Consider the following 20459-nt stretch of genomic DNA (forward strand, 5'->3'; position numbering starts at 1 on the left):
GCCCTTGTGGTCCGGCAGGGATTCCCCCGCTCGCCAAATCTCGCGAGGACATTCGTGCTGCCATATTTCTTCGTCGCTCCGGCGCTGATCTTCCTGTTGCTGCTGCTCGGCTACCCGCTGGTCAGCACCGTGGTGAACTCATTCTTCAGCTACGATTTCGTCAGCCCCGAAAAGACCTTCGTCGGCTTCGGCAACTTCATCCAGCTGCTGCAGGATCCGGTGTTCCATATCGCAGCGACCAACGCGCTGCTGTTCCTCGTCTTTTCGGTGATTGTGCAGATTCCTGTCGGTCTGGTGCTTGCCGCGCTCCTCGATCGCGGCGTGGGGCGCACGGCCTCGACGGTGTTCCGCACCATCATCTTTGCGCCCATGGTGCTGTCCATCGTGGCGGTCGGCCTGCTCTGGCAGCTGATCCTCGACCCGTTCGCGGGTTTTGCGAGCTTCGTCACCAAGGCCATCGGCCTGACCCCGCCGATCGCCGGATGGCTCGGCGACCCGCACCTGACCATCTACGTGATCATGTTCATCGCGTTCTGGCAGTATATCGGCTTCTGCACGATCCTGCTGCTGGCCGGCGCGCAGCGCATCGATGCCAGCATCTATGAAGCGGCGACGCTCGATGGCGCCGGGCCGGTGCAGTCGTTCCTGTTCATCACGGTTCCGCTGCTGCGCAACACCATCATCGTGGTGGCGCTGCTGAGCATGATCGGCGCGCTGCGCGTCTTCGATTTCGTCTACGTGCTCACCGGCGGCGGTCCGGGGGACGCGACCCAGGTGCCGGCTACCATGATCTACAAGGAAGCCTTCTTCCTCGGCCACATGGGCTACGCCAACGCCATCTCGGTGCTGCTGCTGATCGCCACGGTCGGCCTCGGCTTCCTGCAACTGCGCTATAGCCGCCGGGCCTGAGAGGATCACCATGCGCAAAGCACTCAGGAAATACCCTGCCTATATCGCGCTCAGCGCCTATTCGTTGCTGCTGCTCGTGCCGCTGTTCTGGATGGTGATGGCGTCGGTGAAGCCGCGCAACGAGCTGTTCGGCAAGCCCTTCAACCTGCCCTCGACGCTCGACTGGGGCGGCTATCAGCGGGCGCTCGATGGCGGCCTGTTCCACTACATGACCAACTCGGCCATCGTGACCGTGGCGGCGGTGGTGGTGACGCTGGTCGTGGGCGGCCTCGCTGCCTATGCGCTGGCGCGCATGACCTTCCTCGGCCGCAACCTCATCTACGGCGTGATCATCGCCAGCTACGCCATCCCGATGCACGGCATTCTCGTGCCGCTCTACGATACGCTGGTCTTCTTCAAGCTGACCAACACCTATTTCGGCCTGATCCTGCCCTACGTGACCTTCGGGCTGCCCTTCTCGGTGATGATCCTCTACGCCTTCCTCGTCGACTTCCCGACCGAGCTGGTGGAAGCGGCGCGCATCGATGGCTGTAGCGAGCTCGGCGTCCTGTGGCGCATCGTCGTGCCGCTGTCGCTGCCGGCCATCGTCAGCGTGGCGATCTTCCAGGGCGTGGCGGTGTGGAACGAGTTCCTGCTCGCGCTCATCACCGTCAGCGACGACTCCCTCAAGACCATCCCGCTTGGGCTTGTCGCCTTCAAGGGCCGCTACGTGACCGATTGGACCGCGATCCTGGCATCCATCACCATCACCTCGCTGCCCATCCTCATCCTGTTCATCGTCTTTCAGAAGCAGTTCATCCGCAGCCTTGGCGGCTACGGGAAATAAGAGAACCGACCATGACCACCCTTCGCTGGGGCATTCTTTCCAATGCCCGCCACGCGATCGACGCCATCCTTCCCGCGCTCGCCAAGACCACTTCGGGCAAGGCGGTGGCGATCGCCGCGCGCAATGCCGACGCGGCCGCCGATACGGCCCGGCGCTTCGGCATCACCCGCGTACATCCGACCTATGAGGCGCTGCTCGCGGATCCAGGGGTCGACGCGATCTATATCGGGCTGCCCAACAGCCTCCATGCCGAGTGGATCGAAAAGTCGATTGCGGCGGGCAAGCACGTGCTGTGCGAAAAGCCGATCACCGTCACCGCGCGCGAAACCGACGGCATCGCCGACAAGGCGGCAGCGCGCGGCGTGCATGTGCAGGAAGCGCTGATGACCTGGAGCCATCCACGCTGGCATCAGGTCCGCGACGTCATCCGCTCGGGCCGGATCGGGCGGCTCACCGCGGTGCAGGGGCGCTTCAGCTTTTTTACCCGCGACCCAGGCAATATCCGCAACCAGCCCGGCCTGGGGGGCGGGGCGCTGCTCGACCTGGGCATGTATCTGGTGTCGTCGGCGCGCTTCCTGCTCGAGACCGAGCCGACGCGCACCTCGGCGCTGGTCGAATACGACCCCGACTTCGGCACCGACCGCTATTGCAGCTTCCTGCTCGATTTTCCGAACGCGCAGGGCAGTTTCGTGTGCTCCAACCAGATGGGCTACGCCCAGCGCATGATCGTCTACGGCACGCACGGTCACATCGACATCGACACGCCGTGGACTCCGTCGCCGGCCGAGCCGACGCGCTACATCGTCAACGCCGCCGCAGGCGATACCGCACCGTTGGTCGAGGAGATCGTCACCGTTCCGCCGGTGGACCAGTACGCCGAGCAGATGACCGCCTTTGCCGAGGTGGTCGCCGGACGCCGTGCGCCGGCCGTACCGTTCCAGAGCTCCATCAACAACATGCGCGTGCTCGACGCGATCCGCGCCGCCGGCTCGTCCGGCACGTGGCAGAACATCTGAGGAAGAACCCAGTCATGACCAACAGCCTTCCAACACGCCGCGTCGGTCGCACCGCGCTCGAGGTTACCGAGCTCGGCTTCGGCACCGTCGCGCTCGGCCTGCTCGCCAACGAGGACGAGCACCTGGGCGATGCCGCCATCAAGCAGGCGCTCGTCCGTGGGGTCCGCCTGTTCGATACCGCGCCCTATTACGGCAATGGCCGCGCCGAGCGCCGCCTCGGCCAGGCCCTCAAGGGCGTGCCGCGCTCCGATTATCGTCTGGTGAGCAAGGTCGGTCGTATCGTGACTGCGGCCGACGAGGAGCAGCCCAATGCCTGGCAGCCGCCCTTCGATTACTCCTATGACGGGGTGATGCGCTCGTTCGAGACGAGCCTGCGCCGGCTGGGCGTGACCAGCATCGATGCGCTGCTGCTGCACGACATCGGTTCGGTCACCCATGGTGAGCGGCACCCCGAGCTGTTCAAGACGGCGATGGAGTCCGGCTATCGCGCGCTCGACGAACTGAAGTCCTCGGGCGCGGTCACTGCCATCGGCATCGGCGTCAACGAATGGCAGGTGCTCGAGGAGGCAATGGGCGTAGCCGACTTCGACGCCTTCCTGCTCGCCGGCCGCTACACCCTGCTCGAGCAGACCTCGCTGGACAGCTTCCTGCCCATGGTGCAACGCAAGGGCGCCTCGGTGTTCGTCGGCGGCCCGTTCAACTCGGGCATCCTCGCCAAGGGACCGCATCCGGGCGTGTGGTACAATTACGCGCCGGCGCCGGAAGACATCCTCGCCCGCGTGCGCGCCATCCAGGAAATCTGCGAGCGCCACGGCGTGCCCCTGCCCACGGCGGCTCTGCGCTTCCCGGTCGCGCATCCGGCGGTGGCGTCGGTGGTGTTCGGCCCCAGGACCGCCGGCGAGCTCGACATCAATGTCGACCAGTTCACCACAGCCATCCCGGCCGCCATGTGGGCCGAGCTCAGGTCGGCCGGCCTGCTGCGCGCCGATGCACCGCTCCCCGTCTGATCGTCACTCACTCTCGCGCTCGAGTACCCCATCCATGTTTTCTCTTCCCCGCCGCCAGGTTCACATCGACTTCCACACCTCCGAGCACATCCCCGACGTGGGCGCGCGCTTCGACGCCGACCGTTTCGTCGATACGCTCAAGCGCGCCCACGTGAACTCGGTGAACCTCTTCGCCAAGTGCCACCACGGCTGGTCCTACTACGACACCAAGATCGGGGCCCGGCATCCGAACCTAAGCTTCGACCTGCTGCGGGCCCAGTATGACGCCGTGAAGGCAGCCGATATCGCCGCGGTGATCTACTATACCTGCGGCTGGGAGGAGCGTTCGGCCCGGCTGCATCCGGAATGGCGCGAGGTGTCGCCGGACGGCACGTTCCATTGCGGCGGCGATGGCCGCAGCAACGACGTGGGCTGGAAGTTCATGTGCTTCAACACCCCCTATCTGGACCACATGACGGCCCAGATTCGCGAGCTGGCCGAGGCCTTCCCGGATGCCGACGGCTATTGGCTCGACATCATCCACGGCAGCGAGTGCACCTGCACGCATTGCATTGCCTCGATGACCGAGGCCGGACTCGACTGGGAGAATTCGGCCGACCGCAGGGCCCACGCCTACCAGGTACGGGATCGCTACATGCGCGAAACCAACGCGGCCGCCCGGATCGTCAATCCGGACATGCCGGTGTTCCACAATTCCGGCCACCTGCCGCAGGGCGATCGCGAAGTGCTCAAGCATTTCAGCCATCTCGAGATCGAGTCGCTGCCGACCGGCGGCTGGGGCTACGACCACTTCCCGCTGTCGGCGGCCTATGCCCGCACGCTCGGCAAGCAGTATCTGGGCATGACCGGCAAGTTCCACACCATGTGGGGCGAGTTCGGCGGCTACAAGCACCCCGCCGCGCTCAAATACGAGAACGCGCTGATGAACGCCTTCGGAGCCGGCACCAGCATCGGCGACCAGCTGCACCCGTCGGGGGAGATCGACCCCTCGACCTACGCCGCCATCGCCGAGGTCTATGCCGAGGCAGAGGCCAAGGAGCCCTGGACGCTCGACGCGACGCAGGTCGTCGATATCGGCCTGTTCTCGGCCGCGAGCGTCGCCCATCGGGGCGAGACCGGGGACGCGGCGCGCGACGTGCACGCCGATCTCGGTGCCGTGCGCCTGCTGCTCGAGAGCCACCTGCTGTTCGACGTGGTCGATCGGCACGCCGACTTCGGCAACTACAAGCTGCTCGTGCTCCCCGACATCATTCGCCCCGATGCCGAGCTGGCGGACAAGCTCAACGCCTATGTCGCAGGCGGCGGCAAGCTGCTGCTGACCGGCGATTCCGGCCTTGCCGCCGACAGCGACCGCATGGTCATCGACATCGGTGGCGAAGTTGGCGAGCGCAGCGCCTACAATCCGGATTATGTGCTGGCCAAGCCTGAACTCCGGCCCGACTTCGTCGACAGCCCGGTGGTGATGTATGGCGCTTCGCGCCGGCTGAAGGCGACCACGGGCACTTCGCTCGGCAGCGTCATCGATCCTTATTTCAACCGGGCGCCCAAGCACTTCTCCAGCCACCAGCATACGCCGCCCAAGGTGGAGGCGTCGGGCTTCGACGCTGGTGTCACCAAGGGCAATGTCACCTATCTCGCCCATCAGGTCTTCTCGATCTACTGGGAGAAGGGAGCGGTGACGGCGCGGCAATATGTGGCCAAGGTCATCGATCGCATCCTCGGTAGCGACAAGACTGTCGAGGTGGGCCTGCCTTCGCACGGGCGGGCGACGCTCAACCGTCAGCCGGCTCAGAGCCGCTCGGTGCTGCATCTGCTCTGCGCGAGCCCGATCTCGCGCGGCACCTATGCGGGCAAGCCCATCGAGGTGGTCGAGGACATTGTGACGGTGCCCGATATCGCCGTGAGCGTCCGCGTTCCCGGCAAGGTCGGTAAGGTGACGCTTGAGCCGCAGGGCAGGGAGGTCGCTTTCGAGGCGGCCGATGGCAAGGTGTCGTTCGTCGTCGACCGGGTCGCGGGCCACCAGATGGTGGTTTTGACCGACGCCTAACAGGAATGATGACACGAACACCCGCGGGCAGTTGCGAAACGCAGGGGCAGCGTCGAGAAGGGACGCTTGCTCCGGTGCTTCTGCCCGCGGTCGATGAGATGACATGGCAACTATCAAGGATGTAGCTCGGCGGGCCGGCGTCTCGATCGGCTCGGTATCGGCGGTCGTCAACCAGAAGGCGGTGACAAGCCCCGAACTGCGCGAGCGGGTGCTCGCCGCGATCGCAGAGCTGGGCTACACCCCCCACGCCGGTGCGCGCAGCCTCAAAATGGGGCGCAGCAAGTCCATGGGCTTGCTGGTCCCCGACATCATCAATCCGCACTTCGCGGCGCTGGCGAGCGCCATCGAGCGCGCCAGCGAACGGTCTGGCTACACGCTGTCCTTCGGCAGCACGCTGGGCGATGTGGACAAGGAAGCGCGCAACCTCGAGCTGTTCCGGCGCCAGCGCGTCGACGGATTGATCCTCGACCTCGTCGGCACGTCCGAGGACTACATGCGGCACATCCGGGACTCGGTGAAGGTCCCCACCGTGCTCATCGACCGCCGCCCGCCGGGACTGCCATTCGACTCGGTACTACTCAACAACCGCGCGGCGGGGCGCATCGTCACCGAATACTTGGTGCGGTCCGGTCACCGCCGCATCGCGATCCTCATCGGCCAGCTCGACTATTCGACGGCGGTCGATCGCCTGCAGGGCTATCGCGACGTGCTGGAGGAGAACGGCATCGCCTTCGACGAGCGCCTGGTGCTGCAGGGCCTGTTCGATATCGAGCCGGCCCATCAGGCCACCGTGGCCATGCTGGCCAGCGGCCTGCGGCCGACGGCAATCATCTGCATCAACAACCAGATGACGATCGGCGCCATGATGGCCCTGGCCGAGCAGGGCTTCCGCTGTCCCCAGGATATCTCGGTCGCGGGCATCGACGACCTACCGACGGCCACCGCCTTCTCGCCGCGGCTGACGGTGGCCATCCAGCCCACGGTCGAGATCGGCGAACAGGCCGTGGATCTGCTGCTGGCCCGCCTCAACGGTGTCGCCCCGGCCGAGCCGGTCCACCTCGTGTGCGAGCCACGGCTGATCGTGCGCGACTCCTGCCGCGTACTCGAAACCGATGACCCCGCGCAGGGCAGCTGAATCGACTGCCAGCTTTACGCTTGCGTCGCTCGATCAGCTTTCGACGGCGTCGCGGCCACAGCGCTCCACCAGATGCACGGTCCAGGCCTCGATGAGCGCGCCCCACTTCTTCAGGTCGTTTGGCGGGCCGTCCAGCCGGTGGAGATCGTCGCGTATTTGTAGTCGCCTCCGCGTCGGCAGGCGAACGCAACCAGGGGATCTTGGCAGGAGTCGCTTGGCGTTGCGACCCGCGACGCCGCTCAGCTGGCGCTGTCGAGCATTCCGGGGAGGATGTGGGTTGAGAAGAACGAGGCCGGCTCCGGCTCGGGGCTACGCTGCGTGGTAGCGACCGGGCAGCGTTTCAGCTCGGCGACGAGCAGCAGCGCGTCCTCCGCCTTCCGGTTCACCTTGTGCCTGCGATAGGCGGCAAGGACGTCCTCGCGTTCCTGGGCGACAAGGGCTTCCACCGAGCGATCCTTGAAATGCAGCCGGCCGGCTCTTTCCCACAGGCGCAGGTGCTCCGGCTCGGAAATCAGCCCAAGGCCGCGCAGGCGCTCGAGCGTCGGCTTCACGTTGACCAGCGGCTCGCTCAGCGGAGGATAGCCGAGCTCCTCCGGCCCATGGGTCACCGCGACGGCGGCATCGTCGTCGAGGGCGCCGCTGGCGTAGGCCCGGGCAATCTCGCCTATGGGGTGCATGCCGAAGGTGGCGCATTCGGCGGCGCGCAGCGCGCCCATCGAGGACGAGCCCAGCATGGTCACCCCGCGCGCCAGCGCAAACAGGATTTCCTTGTGCCAGGGCGCGGCCATCGCATCGAAATAGCCGTCGACCAGGCCGATCGCCAGCGCGCCGTCGAGCACGGCCTGGGCGATGTCGCCCTGCCGGGCCGGCGAACGGATGGTGAGCCCGGTGAAATCCGGTGTCTCGCCGTGGAGCGAGGGGCCGACGAAGAGCACTCTCATTGCGCCAGCACTTTCATGGCTCGCTCGCCCGGCGACCAGTGGATGTTGGTCTCGCGGTCCTCGAGCACGGCCGACAGCGCCCGTACCACCGAGATGCCATAGGGCGCGCCACCCAGCTCCGCCCATGCGATCTGCGCAGTGGGACCGACACGCTCGGCAAGCCGGGCGAGCATCTCGGGCAGCGGTGTATCAGGGGGCAGCCATGACGGGGCTCGGCCCTCGGTGCCGCGCTGCTCGAGAAAGGCGACCGACTCGTCGACACCCTCGTCATACTCGGCCGGCAGGAAGTCGTCGCGACCGCCGGCAATATTGGTGATCCGTGTCTGCGCCGCCTCGGTGATGGCGCGGCCGATGGCGCGCGCGCCGTTGGGGTGGCAGCCATAGCCGGCAGCGATATCGAACATGCGCGCGTTGCCGGCCGCCGGCTCACTGATCACCGCCATGACGCAGGGAACGCCGAGATCGGTGGTCTGGTCGAACAGGCGCAGTTCGAGGCCGGCGTCGGCGATCTGCCGGCCGAATGTCGCGATCCAGGCATCGTCCACCTGCTCGATGGAAAACTCCGTGGCGACCCGCGCCGGATCCGACAGCAGCGACCACAGCGAGGTGGCGTCGCGCTCGAGTAGTTCGCAGATCGCGTGGAACAGCGCTTCCTCGCTGGTATTGCCCGACGCGAGGCCATTGGTGCTGCGGCTGACCTGGGGCAGGTCGGCGGCCGGCTCGCCGATGGTCAGCGCATCGCGGGGGATCCAGACCGGCTGCCCGCTAGGCCAGCTCGTGCCTCGGAGCCACCGGATCGGCGCGTCCACGGGCAGCGGCTGGTCGGAAGGAAGGATACGGGTCGTGTCGCAGATCGTCTCGCCGGCGCGCTGGAGTTCGCTTGCAGTTGCAACATGCGACGCCGCCTCCGGTTGTTCGGCGACAGCGAATTCGGCCGCTTCCATCAGCGCCGAGGCCATCGCGCCGGCGTCGTCGCGACCTTTGCCCTGGCTGACGCTGAGGGTCAGCCCGGCCGGTCGGATCGCCGAGAAGCAGGGAATGCCGATGCGGTCGAGCCCGGTCTGCCGCGCCAGGCGAGTGATGCCGAGCGAAACGAGATGCGGACGCAGCCGCTCGACGGTCAATGCCGCCGGGCTGCTGCGTTCGCCATATTCAAACCAGTTCTGCGGCGTCGAAATGGCGCCGTTCACGGACTACTGCCGGAAGAACTTGCGGCTGGGAATCCGGGGCAGGGCAGGCAGAGCCTGCGCGGTAACGACGACAACCTTGGGCGATGCGGTAGTGGTGTTCATTTGTGGACCCTCCTGCGGTCGGCAAGTAGGAGGACCCACATCGCATTAATAAGTAGTTTAAGTCCCGCGACGAAAACCAGCCAAAATCAGTGCATCTAAGTAATGCGCAGTATCGTTCCTACTCGGCGACGGGTAGAGACTCGTCCACTTGCCCACCGTGAATGACGGATCGCGCGCCAGTGCCTGCTCGCGATACGCCGCTGCCGCCTGCTTGTCGTTCAGCATTGCTGCGCAGGCCGCCATCAGGCGCAGGGCAAGGCCGGGGGACTGCATCGCCGTGAGCCGCGCCAGCGCCAGCTTGTATTCGCCACGGAAGAAGCTCACCGCCCCGGCGATCCAGTAATAGTCGTCCGGCGCCAGTGGATTGAGCGACAACGCCCGCGAAATCTTGGCCTCGGCCTCGTCGTGCCGTGACAGGTGGGTGAGAGCGTCCGCCTGGTCGACCAGCAGGTCGGCATGGTTGGGCGCGAATTCGTGCGCTGCCTCGAAATGGTCCAGCGCCACCCCGATGTCGTGCAGGTAAAGCGCCGAGTGGCCGAGCTCTCTCAGGCTGGCGCTGTCGTTGGGCGCATAGCCCTGCGCGCGCCGCGCCAGGTGCTGGGCTTCGCGCAGCAGCGTACGGTCCTCGCTGCCGCGCTCCAGCCATTCCAGTGTCTTGGTACGTGCCAGCTGCGCCAGCGCGGGCACGAAATCGGGCGATAGCTGGATCGAGCGTTCGAGCGACTTCTGGGCCCGCAGCAGCGATTGAAGGTCGTTGCGCTCGCCGCGCTGCATGGCGATGAGATAGTGCACATAGGCCGATGCAGCGCCGGTGCGGCGATATCGCCGCAGTTCGGACGAGCCGATCTCGCCGCAGATCTTGCCCACCAGCACGGCGCAGAAGCTCTCGTGGATGCTCTGCAGGTTGCCCGAGCGCAGCTCGACTTCGCTGCGATAGATGCGGCGGTCGAGCGCCGTCGAGAAGACGTCGATCGTCATCAGCGCAAACGGCAGCTCACGCTCGGAGAGGACGACCTCGGTCACCACTAGGTAGTCGGCGGGAACCACCTCGTCCCACATCGAGCCCGTGGTCAGCTTGAGCGCCGAATGCGGTGCAATAACCTCGTACAGCCGGCTCCTGCACAGGCTGATGGTCACGTCTGTAACGAGCGAACGCGCAATGTCGTGATCTTGCGCATCTACATGTGGAGACAGGCCGCGCGGTGGAAGGATAAGCACCCGTGGAATGCCGACGGGTCTTGTTGGCGCTCCGGACTCACCCATGGAGGTACGACCAGTGTTCAGACCAGGCTTCGATGTTTCCAAGGGAAGTCCAGTTCTGTTGACTAGTTGCGCCCCGATGGAATTGGTAGCTCCTATTTCGCGGCTGCGGAAGTGGGGGCCGCTACGATATTTGTGAGCGATGCAATCGCCGTGGGCACGGCGCTGTGCGCGGCCCGAGTTTACTACCTTCGCACGATTGCGTGATGTATCCGCTGGCCACTACTGGCTAATGCGTAAGTCACGGCTGCTACCCGGCCGCGGGCGTGGGAACTGATTCACCGTAGCTGCATCATCTCGGTCACGAGCCGGGTGGTCTCGTCGAGCGAGCGCTGGCCGTCGACGATGAGCAGCGGCAGGTCGAGCTGCCGCACTTCAGCTTCGAGGCGCTGCGTAAACAGGTGGTCCCGCTCGAGCAGGTTCTGCAGCGCCTCCGGTGGACGGCTGGTGCGATTGGCAATGTCCCACATGGTGCCGCGGGCCTCGAAGGCGGCGGCGCGGAAATCGGGCGTGGGCAGCAGCCACAGGGCTTGCGAACGGCGGACGAGATAGGGCGCGACGAGATGCGGGAGGAGGCGCAGCCCTTCCACTATCACGCGCGTGCCGGGCGGGTAGGCGCGCAGGTCACGCAGGATGAGGTCGAAGGCTTCGCCGTTGAACCAGTGGAAAGTCTCCAGCATCTCCTGCGGGCTGCGCAGCAGCCAACGCTCGTCCATCGACATGCGCTTGAACTGGTCGATCAGCGGCGCGTCAGCGGCGCTCGCCTCGTCGGCATGCGTCGCCATCGTCGTATCCGTGTCGTAGAACGCCATGCCGAATTCGTCGGCGATCCGGCGGGCGATGGTCGACTTGCCCCCGCCGCTCCCGCCGCCGAGCCAGTAGACGTGGCCGAGCGTCGTCAGTTCACTGGTCAGCGGCGGGGGTGTCATCGGGGTGGTCTCAGGCAGCGAGGTCGACCGGGCGGCCGGTCTTGGCGGACTCGCGGGCGGCGGCCAGGATACGAACCACCATCACGTTGTTCTTCAGCCCGGCGAGATCATATTCGTGCAGCTCGATATCGCCGCGCACCACGGCGGCGAAATGCGCGAACGGGTCGTCGAACGGCGCCTGCAGCGGGGCAAGGGTCTCGGTGAACTCGTCGACCTTGTCGCCGGCGCGCGTGCGCATGTGGCGGTTGTTGATGGCGATCACCTGCGCGCGCTCGGCATAGATCTCCATGTCCTTGCGGCTGACCGGCCAGTTCCACGACGCCTGGATGACGCATTCGGCATCCGGATAGGAGACGAGGATGGTCGCATCGTCATCGACCTTGGGATAGAGGTGCGGCTTGAACTGGTGTGTCGTGGCATAGACGCGCAGCGGCTTTGAATCCTGCATCATGCGGGTCATCAGGTTCGCGCCATAGCAGCCGAAATCGGGCAGCGCACCGCCGCCGGCGAGCTCGGGGTCGGCGAGCCACTCGAGGAAGTGGGGGCCGCAGCCGATCTCGATCGGGCCTGGATGGCCGTCATGGATCACTACCTTGCGGATCTTGCCGTACTGCCCCTTGTCGGCGGTGCGGGCGATGGCTTCGTGGTTGGTGGCGTACCAGGTGGTCTCGTAGTTGGTGAGGATGTGGATGCCGTGCTTGGCGCTCAGCTCCTCCATGCGCTCGGCTTCCCAGACATCGACCGCCATCGGCTTTTCGACCATGACGTGGATGCCGCGCGGGGCGCAGGCCTCGACCACCGCCATATGCTCGCGGATCGAGCCGAAGGCGGCGACGGCCTCGGGCCTGACCTGATCGAGCATGGTCTCGAGGTCGGTGAACAGCAGGGCGGGGTCATGGCCGTGCACGACGCCATAGGCTTTGAGGAAATCCGCCTTGTTCTCCTGGATGCCCACCAGTTGCATGCCCTTGAAGGTCGAGCGCGGCAGGATGTTGATATGGGCGTGCGTGATGCCGGCAATGGCGAGGCGGAACGGCTTGTTGTCTGTCGGCATAGGTAGGTGAGGCTCCAATGAAAATATGCGCAGCCGCTGCTAGCTGGTGCTGGCGGCCGCAAGTTCGGCGGGCGCCGGACCGGTCGAGCTGCGAATGATCAGCTCGGGATGGGTCAGGTGGTGCAGGTCGTGCGGGGCTTCGCCGGCAATGGTGCGGTCGAGGAAGTCGACCACCTTGCGGCCGAGCGGCCGGGCGGGGGAAAAGAGGGCCGTGAGCGGCACCGAATAGAAGCTGCCGGCGACATTGTCGTCGAAGTTCACCAGCGAGATGTCCTGCCCGACCACCAGGCCCCGCGCATTGATGGCAGCAAGCGCACCCTTGGCGGCCATGGTGGACGAGCAGATGACGCCGGTAGGGGCGGCAACGCTGTCGAGCATCTGTCGCATGGCGCTGTAGCCGAATTCCTCGGTCTTTGGACCGCCGACGACCCAGTTGCCGCTGATCCACACGTCGCGCTCGGCCATCGCGGCGCGATAGCCGCGCTCGCGTTCGGCGCTGGCCTGGAAATTGGGCAGCGAGTTGAGCAGCGCGACACGGGTATGGCCGAGGTCGAGCAGGTGCCGCGTCCCGAGCGCATAGGCCTCGGCGAAGGCGACGTCGACCGAGGGGTAGTCGCCGACCAGCGGCGTAGCGCCATAATAGGCGACGAAAGGCACTTTCTCTTCGAGCAGCAGATCGACCCGACGGTCGCCCTCGGTGACGCGGTTGGCCACGATGAAGCCTTCGACCACGCCGTCGGCGATCAGCTCGCGATAGGTATCGAGCTCGCGACCGACATCGGCGGGGATGTGGAGGAAATGCCGGCCGATCTCGGCACAGCGGCTGGCGACGCCGCCCAGCGTCTCGAGAATGATCGGGTCCTCGAACTGGAAGTTAACCAGCGGCGTAATCCAGGCGATCGGGCGCTTCAGCAGGGCGCCCGGTTTTTTCAGCGAGCGGGAGGTGAGGTGGGTGGTGTAGCCCATCTCGGCCGCCATCTCGTGCGCCGAGCGGCGGGTGCCCTCGTTGATCGAGGGATGGTCGCGCAGCGCCCGGCTCACCGTGGCGGTGGAAAGGTTCAGCCGCTTGGCCAAATCCTGGATCGTCACCTTCTTTGCCATCGCTGCGTTGCCCTCGCCCTGATCTTTCAGCCAGCAGTCGTCGCAGGTTTAGTCGTCGGCTGGCGCAGTCGTCCATGGCCGATGCCATGGCTCGACTGTGCATTCCCAACTATCGTCAGGGCAGTTCTGTTCACGATTGCTGCTCCGACATCAGCTCGCCGAGATCCGACCATGGATGATCGGGATCGGGCCGCGGCACCGAGCCGACGAGGAGCCGCGTGTAAGGATGCTGCGGGTTGGAGATGACCTCCTCAGCCGTGCCGTGTTCGACGGTCTTGCCGCGGTTCAGCACGAACACCTCGTCGCTCACCTGGCGGGCGGTGGCGATATCGTGGGTGATGTAGATGATCGAGATGCCGAGGTCGTCGCGCAGCGCCTGGATCTGAGCGAGGACGTTGGCGCGCAGCGAGGCGTCGATCATCGACACCGGCTCGTCGGCGACGATCAGGCGGGGCCGCAGCATCAGCGAGCGGGCGACGACGATGCGCTGGCGCTGTCCGCCCGAAAGCTGGTGCGGGTGGCGACCGAGCACCTGCTCGGGCCGCAAGCCCACGCGCTCCAGCGCCGCCGTGATCATCTGCTGTTCCTCCTCGCGGTTCTTCGCGATGCGGAAGATGCGCAGCGGCATCTCGAGCAGGTGGTCGACCGGGTAGAACGGATTGAAGATCGAGAACGGGTCCTGGAAGATCGCCTGCACTTCCCGGCGGAACGCGGCACGCTCGGGCCGGCTCATGCTGGTGATCGACTTGCCGGCATAGCTCATCTGGCCGCCGGTCGGCGTCAGCATGCCGAGCACCACGCGTGCGAGCGTGGTCTTGCCGCTGCCGCTCTCGCCGACAATGGAGACGATCTTGGGCCGGTCGGCCTCGATACGCAGGTTGAAGCCATCGAGCGCGAGGAAGGGCTCGCCCTTCCACTTGCGGCTCGGATAGGCGACGCTCACCTGGTCGAGATGGAGAAGCGGGGCGTCAGGCATTGGCCAGCTCCTCGGTCACGAGATGGCAGGCCACGTCGCGCTCCGGCGTGATGCGTCGGCTCGCCGGCACCTCGACGCTGCATTGCGGCTGCGCTGCCGGGCAGCGAGGATGAAAGGCGCACCCGGTTGGGAGGTTGAACAGCGATGGCTGCGCGCCGGGTATTCCTTTCATCTCGCGCACCTCGTCCGGACTGGGCAGGGACGAGATGAGAAGCTGGCTGTAAGGATGCAGCGGGCTGCGGAAGAAACGCCGGATCGGCGCATTCTCCACCAGCTTGCCGGCATACATCACGGCGAGACGGTCGACCGATTGCGCCATCAGGCCCATGTCGTGGCCGATCATGATCAGGGCAGCGCCGATCTGCTTCTGCACCTCCTTCAGCGTCTCGATCACCTTGCGCTGCACCACCACGTCGAGCGCGCTGGTGGGCTCGTCGGCGACGATCAGCTTCGGTTTCAGGACGATGGCGAGCGCGATGCAGACGCGCTGCTTCATGCCGCCCGACAGCTCGTGTGGATAGAGGTCGGCGACGTTGCGATTGAGCCCGACGCTCTCGAGCGTTTCGGCGACCCGCGCGCGGATGCGCTCGCTGGTCCATTTCTCGTGCGCGCGGATGGCGTCGGCCATGATGACGCCGATACGCATCACCGGGTTGAGCGAGTTCATCGCGCCCTGCGGGATCATCGAGATCTGGCTCCAGCGGAAGCGGCGCAGCGCCTCGCCTTCGAGCTTGAGCAGGTCCGTGCCGTCGAGGATAGCGGTGCCGGTTTCAATCCGGGTCGGCGGCTTGTGCAGCCGCATCAGCGCCAGCGCCAGCGTCGACTTGCCCGAACCGGACTCGCCGACAATGCCGAGCCGCTCGCCGGCATTGAGGTCGAAGCTCACGCCATCGGCGGCGCGGCCGCGCTGGCCGTTCAGCTGATAGGTGACGGTGAGGTCGCGGACCTGGAGGAGCGGGGTGGTCATGACTGCCTCCTGAGCCGCGGATTGAGCGTCTCGTCGAGGCCGACGCTGATCAGGAACAGCCCGATGAACAGGATCGCGAGGATGACGATGGGCGGCGCCCACCACCACCACATGTTCCGCCCGAACGCGCCGTAGAGCAGCGACCAGTAGACGGTCATGCCGAGCGTCGGCGTGTCCTGCGGGCCGAACCCGAGGGCCTCGAGCCCAAGCGCGGCAAGAACGGCGCCCGACACGGCAGCAACGAAGGCCGACATGATCAGCGGCAACAGGTTGGGCAGCACCTCGAACAGCGCGATGCGCAGCTCGCCCATGCCCGAGATGCGGGCGATCTCGACATAGGCGCGCTCGCGCAGCGACAGCACCTGGGCGCGGATCGAGCGCGCCGGGTTCATCCAGGCGAGCGCCGCGATGATGAAGGCCATCATCTCGACGCTGACCGTGCGCACCGAGGCCGCGACGATGAGGAGGATCGCGAGTGGCGGGATGGTCAGCACCACGTCCGTGGCGGTCGAGATGACGCGATCGAGCCAGCCGCCGAAGAACCCGGCAATGAGCCCGAGCAGCGTGCCGACCGCGGTGCCGATCAGACCGGCAACGAGGCCGAGACGCAGCGTCTGCGGGGTCGAGGCGATGATCACCGCGAGCAGGTCGCGGCCCCCGCCGTCGGTGCCGAGCAGGTAGTCCGGCGACGGCGGCCGGTTGGTGGGAGCCGAGATCGGGCGGGCCATCTCCGTATCGACCAGCAACGGGCCGATGACGGCGATGGCGACCAGCGAGAGGACGAGCGCCAGCCCGGTCATCAGCTTGGCGTTGCCGCCGAGCGTTGCCAGGGTGCCGAGGGTGCGGTTGCGAGGCCGCGAAACGCTGCTGGCCATGGTCATTTGCGCGCGATCCGGGGGTCGATCAGGGGATAGATCAGGTCGAGGATGAGCACCGCGACGGCGACGGTCAGCACGAGGCAGAAGCAGATGCCCTGGATCATGAAATAGTCCGAGGCCCGCAGCGCGTCGTAAAGCAGGAAGCCGATGCCGGGATAGTTGAACGCCACCTCGACCAGCACCGAGCCGGAGGCGATGGTGCCCAGCGACAGCGCCAGGTGGGTGATCTGCGGCAACAGCGCATTGCGCATGCCATAGGCAAAGAAGATGCGGCGCTTGGTGAGCCCTTCGCCTTCGGCGAGGGTCAGGTAGTCCTCGCCCAGCACGTTGATCATGGCGCCGCGCATGCCCAGCGCCCAGAAGCCGAGGCCCGCGAGCACGATCGACAGCGCCGGCAGTACGGCGTGGTAAGCGAGGTCAACCAGCTTCTCGAAGCTGAAGGGGGTGCCGCCGGTGCCGGAACTCATGCCGCCGCCGAGCGGAAACCAGTTCGGCCAGACGGCGAACAGGTAGAGCAGGATCAGGGCCAGCAGGTAATAGGGGATAGATGAGAAGATCATCAGCAGCGGCGCGAAGACGCGCGCCAGCCGCGGCGCCGACGACCAGGCGAGGAGCGCGCCGATGATGCTGCCGGCCGAAAAAGCGATCACGGTCGCAACGACCAAGAGGCCGATGGTCCAGGGCAGGGCGGCGACGATCGAGCCCGTGACGCTCTGCGGGAAGTAGATGATCGAGGTCCCGAGGTCGAAGCGCAGCGTGTTGCCGACATAAACGAGATACTGCACCCATAGCGGCTGATCGAGGCCGAAGCGCTCGCGATACGAGGCGATGATCTCGGCCGAGTTCTCGACGGCGCCGCCGCGCGTCGTCATCTGCGAGATGACCGCGCCGATCGGATCGCCGGGGACGGAATGCGCGATGATGAAATTCGCCGTCATCGCGGTGAGCACGACGACGAAGAACAACGCAACGCGCTTGAGGAAATAAGCCCAGGTCATGGCCGCACTGTCTTGGAGATAAAGCGTGGCCGGGTCACAGTGACCCGGCCACCGGGTTGCCTTAGCTGGCCGGTTCGATCGCGACGATCGAGACCAGCGCACTGGCCCACCAGAAACAGGGCTGGAAGTACGGGTTGTCCGAGGTCGGCCAGTTCTTCCAGTAGGTGTGGTTGTACGAGGCGAGCAACGCCGCGTCGGTGGTCGGGGCGACCGGCAGGTCGCGCAGCCAGATCTCGAGGGCCTGGCGCACCAGGTCCTTGAACTTCGGATTGTCGGTTGCGAGCTTGCCCATCTCGTCGACGATCGCGTCATACTCGGGGTTGGCATAGCGCGAGTAGGAGCCGGTGGCCGAGCTGCCGATCGGCAGCGCGTGGCGGCTGTGGAACATGTCGAACGACGGGTAGGGGTTGTTCACGCCACCATTGATCTGGGCCAGCCAGATATTGGCCTTGCCCTGGAACACCTGGTCGGCAAAGCCGGCCGAGTCGACGAGGCGGAAGGCGGCGTCGAACCCGGCGCGCTTCAGCAGTTCGGCGACCACCGGCGCGGCCTTGGCGGAATCCGCCTCGGTCTGGCGGGCGACGAGATCGACGACGAGCTTGGTGCCCGCGGCATCGGCCCAGAAGCCGTCGGCGCCCTTGGTGTAGCCGGCCTCGGTCATCAGCGCTTCGGTGGCCTTGGTGTCGAACTCGGTGTTCGGATACTGAGCGAACAGGTCGTCGGTCCCCTCGAAGAACGGCGTCAGTGCGGCGAGCGTCGGGGCCGGGAACTTGATCGGCCGCGACATACCTTCCCAGGCGATATCGACGATGGCGTCACGGCTTACGGCCTGGCTGACGGCGCGGCGCACGAGCGCGTTGTCGAACGGCGGAATGGCGTTGTTGAAGCCGATGATGCGCGGGCCGGCATCGGTATAGGCGTAGGGCATCTCCTTGAACCAGGTGACGACCTGCGGATTGCGCTGGTGCACGGTCTCGAAGCTCGACTTGCCGATGGCGTAGGCCGTATCGAGTTCATTGTTGATCAGCATCGCGGTGCGGCGCTCTTCATTGCCGGCCGAAGTGAAGATCACGCGCTTGGGCGCGGGCAGCTTCTGGAACCCGGTTTCGGCGCCCCACCAGTTGTCGCGGCGGGTCCACACCGTTTCCTGGTTGTTGGCCGACACCAGCTGGTAGGGCGAGGTTGAGACCGGCCAGCCCTGCGCGGGGTCGTAGTTGGTGAAGGTGGCCGGGTCCTTGCCCTCCCAGATGTGCTTGGGCACGATCTGGTTGGTCCAGTAGACGCGGGCGCCGAACATGTTGACCACATAGCTCGGGTTGGTGGCGGTGAGCGTGATCTTCACCGTCAGCGGATCGACGGCGACGATGTCCTTCACCCAGGTCTTGGCGTTGCCGCCCCAGTTGCCCAAGTTCGCCGAGTTCTCCTTCAGCATGTTCATGGTGAACACGACGTCGTCGGCGGTGAACGGCACGCCGTCCGACCACTTCACGCCCTCGCGCAGCTTGATGGTGACTTCATCGAACGTATCGTTGAACTCGTAGCTCTCGGCCTGCCAGGGCATCAGCTCGCCGGTCTCGAGGTTGAGGTAGAACAGCGACTCGAATGCCACCTGGTGCAGGCCACCCTGCAAAGTCGTCGTCGGCAGGAACGGGTTGTAGTTCTCCGGCGTGGCGATGCGCTCGAGCGTCGAGTCGAGGATCAGCGTCTCGTTGCGCGGCACGTCCTGGGCGTGCGCAGCAAGCGGCGCGAGGGTCAGCGCGAGACCAGCAGCCACCCCCGATAGCATTCGAGCAAAGCGAAGACGGCGCAGACGCGCCCCTAGACCGACCATGGAAATCTCCCGTGCAAACGCTGAAAACTGGATCGCTGCAATCGCGTCCCTCGAAAATGCAATAATTGCATTTGTTGCAGCACAATATTGAAAGCAGGCAATGACGCGTGTGTCAACGCGGTGAAAGCCAATGCGGCTTCCACCTTCGTCGATACCGGCCTGAACAGCAGCGGCGGCCTGGATCGCTTCATGTTCGAAGCGGTCCGCAAACTCCGGGGTCATCCCCGCGAAGGCGGGGATCCCGCGGCCACATGCGCGGTGCCCTGACTGGGTTCCCGCCTTCGCGGGAATGACATTGTGGGTGGGCGCCGCCTCAGCCCGATCGTGAAATGCCCTAGCTGACGGCGATCGGCTGGCGCGAGGCGATCGAGCGCTCGATGGCCGCGATCACCGCGGTCACATACGCGCCGAAGCGGGCATCGGGGTGTGACGTGGCCTCGCCATTGATCGAGGCGACCAGCGATCTGAGCGCTTCCCCGTAGACCTGCTGGGCGTTGGACTTCCAGTCGAGTACCGGCGCCGGCAGGGCGCGCTTGCCGGCGGCCCCGTAGATCACCGTCTCGCCCGGCACCGATGCCGGCATGTCCATGGCGAGGTTGATGGTGGTGAGCGCGCCGTCGCGATGCGTGAGTGTGGCGGCCTTGAGGTCGCCCAAACCGGCGGCAGCATAAACTTCGGTCACCGGCCCGAAGATCCGGCTCAGCATGGCGACGGCATGGGGCACGGTGTCCCATAGTGCGCCAGTGCCGGAGCGCCAGGCCGCGGTCGAGTGGAACGGATTGGCCGGATCGACCAGCACGCCCGAAAAGGCATCCACCCGGCCGCCGGTCCAGCCGCCGACCGCGTGCACGTCGTTCAGCCAGGTGACGTTGCGCGGGTTGATGAGCGAGGTGAAGAAGACCAGCGACTTCAGCCCCTTCTCGTCGAGCCCGTCGGCGATGCGGTTGGCCGCCTCGACTTCGATCGCCACCGGCTTTTCGAGCAGCACATGCTTGCCGGCGGCGATCGCCGCCAACGCGAACTCCGGCTGCGCGCTCGGCGGCAACGCGATGCCGACGATATCGACACCACGCAGGAAACTGTCGAGGTCGAGCGCGGCGGTCACGCCGTGCTCAGCCGCGATCTCGGCGGCAGCGGCCTGGTTGCGGCCGAAGATCGAGGTGAGCTGCACCGCCCCGCTCGCCGCGGCGGCAGGCGCCTGCACCTCCCGCACCCAGATGCCGGTACCGATGAAGCCAAACCGCGGAGTATTCGACATGCCCAAAATTGCCCCTGCCAAAGAATGCGCCGCG

At 65.9% G+C, this 20459-nt stretch carries 19 protein-coding genes; 7 read left to right on the forward strand and 12 right to left on the reverse strand.

The features are described 5' to 3' along the window. Positions 1-54: 54 nt before the first annotated feature. From AC3A6I_RS02565 to AC3A6I_RS02590, 6 genes are all read left to right on the forward strand, one after another. Positions 55-909, forward strand: a complete 855-nt coding sequence (locus AC3A6I_RS02565; RefSeq protein WP_487541614.1) for a carbohydrate ABC transporter permease — start codon at positions 55-57, stop codon at positions 907-909. A gap of 10 nt (positions 910-919) precedes the next feature. Then, on the forward strand, positions 920-1735 hold the full coding sequence (locus tag AC3A6I_RS02570; RefSeq protein WP_487541616.1) for a carbohydrate ABC transporter permease: 816 nt from the start codon (positions 920-922) through the stop codon (positions 1733-1735). An 11-nt stretch (positions 1736-1746) separates the two neighbouring features. Beyond that, positions 1747-2751 (forward strand): Gfo/Idh/MocA family protein, encoded by a 1005-nt coding sequence (locus AC3A6I_RS02575; protein ID WP_487541618.1) that lies wholly within the window; start codon positions 1747-1749, stop codon positions 2749-2751. Between the two features lie 14 nt (positions 2752-2765). Beyond that, positions 2766-3758 (forward strand): aldo/keto reductase, encoded by a 993-nt coding sequence (locus tag AC3A6I_RS02580; protein WP_487541620.1) that lies wholly within the window; start codon positions 2766-2768, stop codon positions 3756-3758. Positions 3759-3792: 34 nt separating this feature from the next. Then, positions 3793-5805, forward strand: a complete 2013-nt coding sequence (locus AC3A6I_RS02585; protein WP_487541621.1) for a beta-galactosidase trimerization domain-containing protein — start codon at positions 3793-3795, stop codon at positions 5803-5805. A gap of 103 nt (positions 5806-5908) precedes the next feature. Continuing rightward, positions 5909-6940 carry a LacI family DNA-binding transcriptional regulator gene (locus AC3A6I_RS02590; RefSeq protein ID WP_487541622.1) on the forward strand — a complete coding sequence of 344 codons (1032 nt, stop codon included), beginning with the start codon at positions 5909-5911 and terminating at the stop codon, positions 6938-6940. A 239-nt stretch (positions 6941-7179) separates the two neighbouring features. On the opposite strand, the gene AC3A6I_RS02595 is transcribed toward AC3A6I_RS02590, so the two are convergent. The 11 genes from AC3A6I_RS02595 to AC3A6I_RS02645 form a co-directional block, all read right to left on the reverse strand. Then, positions 7180-7881, reverse strand: coding sequence for a TfuA-like protein (locus AC3A6I_RS02595; protein ID WP_487541623.1), 702 nt, complete (start codon positions 7879-7881; stop codon positions 7180-7182). Beyond that, positions 7878-9071: a YcaO-like family protein gene (locus tag AC3A6I_RS02600; RefSeq protein WP_487541624.1), complete on the reverse strand. Its 1194-nt coding sequence runs from the start codon at positions 9069-9071 to the stop codon at positions 7878-7880. The genes AC3A6I_RS02595 and AC3A6I_RS02600 overlap by 4 nt, the downstream gene beginning before the upstream one ends. Before the next feature lie 159 nt (positions 9072-9230). Continuing rightward, entirely contained in the window at positions 9231-10310 is a 1080-nt protein-coding gene (locus tag AC3A6I_RS02605; protein WP_487541625.1) for a tetratricopeptide repeat protein, read from the reverse strand. 401 nt (positions 10311-10711) lie between these two features. Continuing rightward, complete coding sequence (locus AC3A6I_RS02610; RefSeq protein WP_487541626.1) at positions 10712-11362, reverse strand: shikimate kinase; 651 nt, start codon at positions 11360-11362, stop codon at positions 10712-10714. Between the two features lie 10 nt (positions 11363-11372). After that, positions 11373-12416, reverse strand: a complete 1044-nt coding sequence (locus tag AC3A6I_RS02615; RefSeq protein ID WP_487541627.1) for a Gfo/Idh/MocA family protein — start codon at positions 12414-12416, stop codon at positions 11373-11375. Between the two features lie 39 nt (positions 12417-12455). After that, the gene (locus AC3A6I_RS02620; RefSeq protein ID WP_487541628.1) at positions 12456-13517 is read right to left on the reverse strand and encodes a LacI family DNA-binding transcriptional regulator; all 1062 of its coding nucleotides are present in this window, start codon (positions 13515-13517) and stop codon (positions 12456-12458) included. Between the two features lie 130 nt (positions 13518-13647). Then, positions 13648-14493, reverse strand: a complete 846-nt coding sequence (locus AC3A6I_RS02625; RefSeq protein WP_487541629.1) for an ABC transporter ATP-binding protein — start codon at positions 14491-14493, stop codon at positions 13648-13650. After that, positions 14486-15460, reverse strand: a complete 975-nt coding sequence (locus tag AC3A6I_RS02630; RefSeq protein ID WP_487541630.1) for an ABC transporter ATP-binding protein — start codon at positions 15458-15460, stop codon at positions 14486-14488. Before AC3A6I_RS02630 ends, AC3A6I_RS02625 begins: the two co-directional genes overlap by 8 nt. After that, positions 15457-16341 carry an ABC transporter permease gene (locus AC3A6I_RS02635; RefSeq protein ID WP_487541631.1) on the reverse strand — a complete coding sequence of 295 codons (885 nt, stop codon included), beginning with the start codon at positions 16339-16341 and terminating at the stop codon, positions 15457-15459. The genes AC3A6I_RS02630 and AC3A6I_RS02635 overlap by 4 nt, the downstream gene beginning before the upstream one ends. Further along, a complete protein-coding gene (locus AC3A6I_RS02640) occupies positions 16338-17336 on the reverse strand; it encodes an ABC transporter permease (RefSeq protein WP_487541632.1) in 999 nt (332 codons plus the stop codon). The genes AC3A6I_RS02635 and AC3A6I_RS02640 overlap by 4 nt, the downstream gene beginning before the upstream one ends. Before the next feature lie 61 nt (positions 17337-17397). After that, the gene (locus tag AC3A6I_RS02645; RefSeq protein ID WP_487541633.1) at positions 17398-19110 is read right to left on the reverse strand and encodes an ABC transporter substrate-binding protein; all 1713 of its coding nucleotides are present in this window, start codon (positions 19108-19110) and stop codon (positions 17398-17400) included. A 144-nt stretch (positions 19111-19254) separates the two neighbouring features. Between AC3A6I_RS02645 and AC3A6I_RS02650 the strand changes: the two genes are divergently transcribed. Next, positions 19255-19434 (forward strand): hypothetical protein, encoded by a 180-nt coding sequence (locus AC3A6I_RS02650; protein WP_487541634.1) that lies wholly within the window; start codon positions 19255-19257, stop codon positions 19432-19434. A gap of 67 nt (positions 19435-19501) precedes the next feature. Here the strand turns inward: AC3A6I_RS02650 and AC3A6I_RS02655 are convergent, their stop codons facing one another. Next, a complete protein-coding gene (locus AC3A6I_RS02655; protein ID WP_487541635.1) occupies positions 19502-20425 on the reverse strand; it encodes a Gfo/Idh/MocA family protein in 924 nt (307 codons plus the stop codon). Positions 20426-20459: the final 34 nt, after the last annotated feature.

Source organism: Devosia sp. Soil_C_22 (genome assembly GCF_057657195.1).

Coding starts and splice junctions, on each gene's coding strand:
- AC3A6I_RS02635 (WP_487541631.1), bottom strand. CDS start 16,341: ATGACCATGGCCAGCAGCGTTTCGCGGCCTCGCAACCGCACCCTCGGC.
- AC3A6I_RS02615 (WP_487541627.1), bottom strand. CDS start 12,416: ATGCCGACAGACAACAAGCCGTTCCGCCTCGCCATTGCCGGCATCACG.
- AC3A6I_RS02585 (WP_487541621.1), top strand. CDS start 3,793: ATGTTTTCTCTTCCCCGCCGCCAGGTTCACATCGACTTCCACACCTCC.
- AC3A6I_RS02570 (WP_487541616.1), top strand. CDS start 920: ATGCGCAAAGCACTCAGGAAATACCCTGCCTATATCGCGCTCAGCGCC.
- AC3A6I_RS02595 (WP_487541623.1), bottom strand. CDS start 7,881: ATGAGAGTGCTCTTCGTCGGCCCCTCGCTCCACGGCGAGACACCGGAT.
- AC3A6I_RS02575 (WP_487541618.1), top strand. CDS start 1,747: ATGACCACCCTTCGCTGGGGCATTCTTTCCAATGCCCGCCACGCGATC.
- AC3A6I_RS02630 (WP_487541630.1), bottom strand. CDS start 15,460: ATGACCACCCCGCTCCTCCAGGTCCGCGACCTCACCGTCACCTATCAG.
- AC3A6I_RS02590 (WP_487541622.1), top strand. CDS start 5,909: ATGGCAACTATCAAGGATGTAGCTCGGCGGGCCGGCGTCTCGATCGGC.
- AC3A6I_RS02640 (WP_487541632.1), bottom strand. CDS start 17,336: ATGACCTGGGCTTATTTCCTCAAGCGCGTTGCGTTGTTCTTCGTCGTC.
- AC3A6I_RS02620 (WP_487541628.1), bottom strand. CDS start 13,517: ATGGCAAAGAAGGTGACGATCCAGGATTTGGCCAAGCGGCTGAACCTT.
- AC3A6I_RS02580 (WP_487541620.1), top strand. CDS start 2,766: ATGACCAACAGCCTTCCAACACGCCGCGTCGGTCGCACCGCGCTCGAG.
- AC3A6I_RS02655 (WP_487541635.1), bottom strand. CDS start 20,425: ATGTCGAATACTCCGCGGTTTGGCTTCATCGGTACCGGCATCTGGGTG.
- AC3A6I_RS02625 (WP_487541629.1), bottom strand. CDS start 14,493: ATGCCTGACGCCCCGCTTCTCCATCTCGACCAGGTGAGCGTCGCCTAT.
- AC3A6I_RS02610 (WP_487541626.1), bottom strand. CDS start 11,362: ATGACACCCCCGCCGCTGACCAGTGAACTGACGACGCTCGGCCACGTC.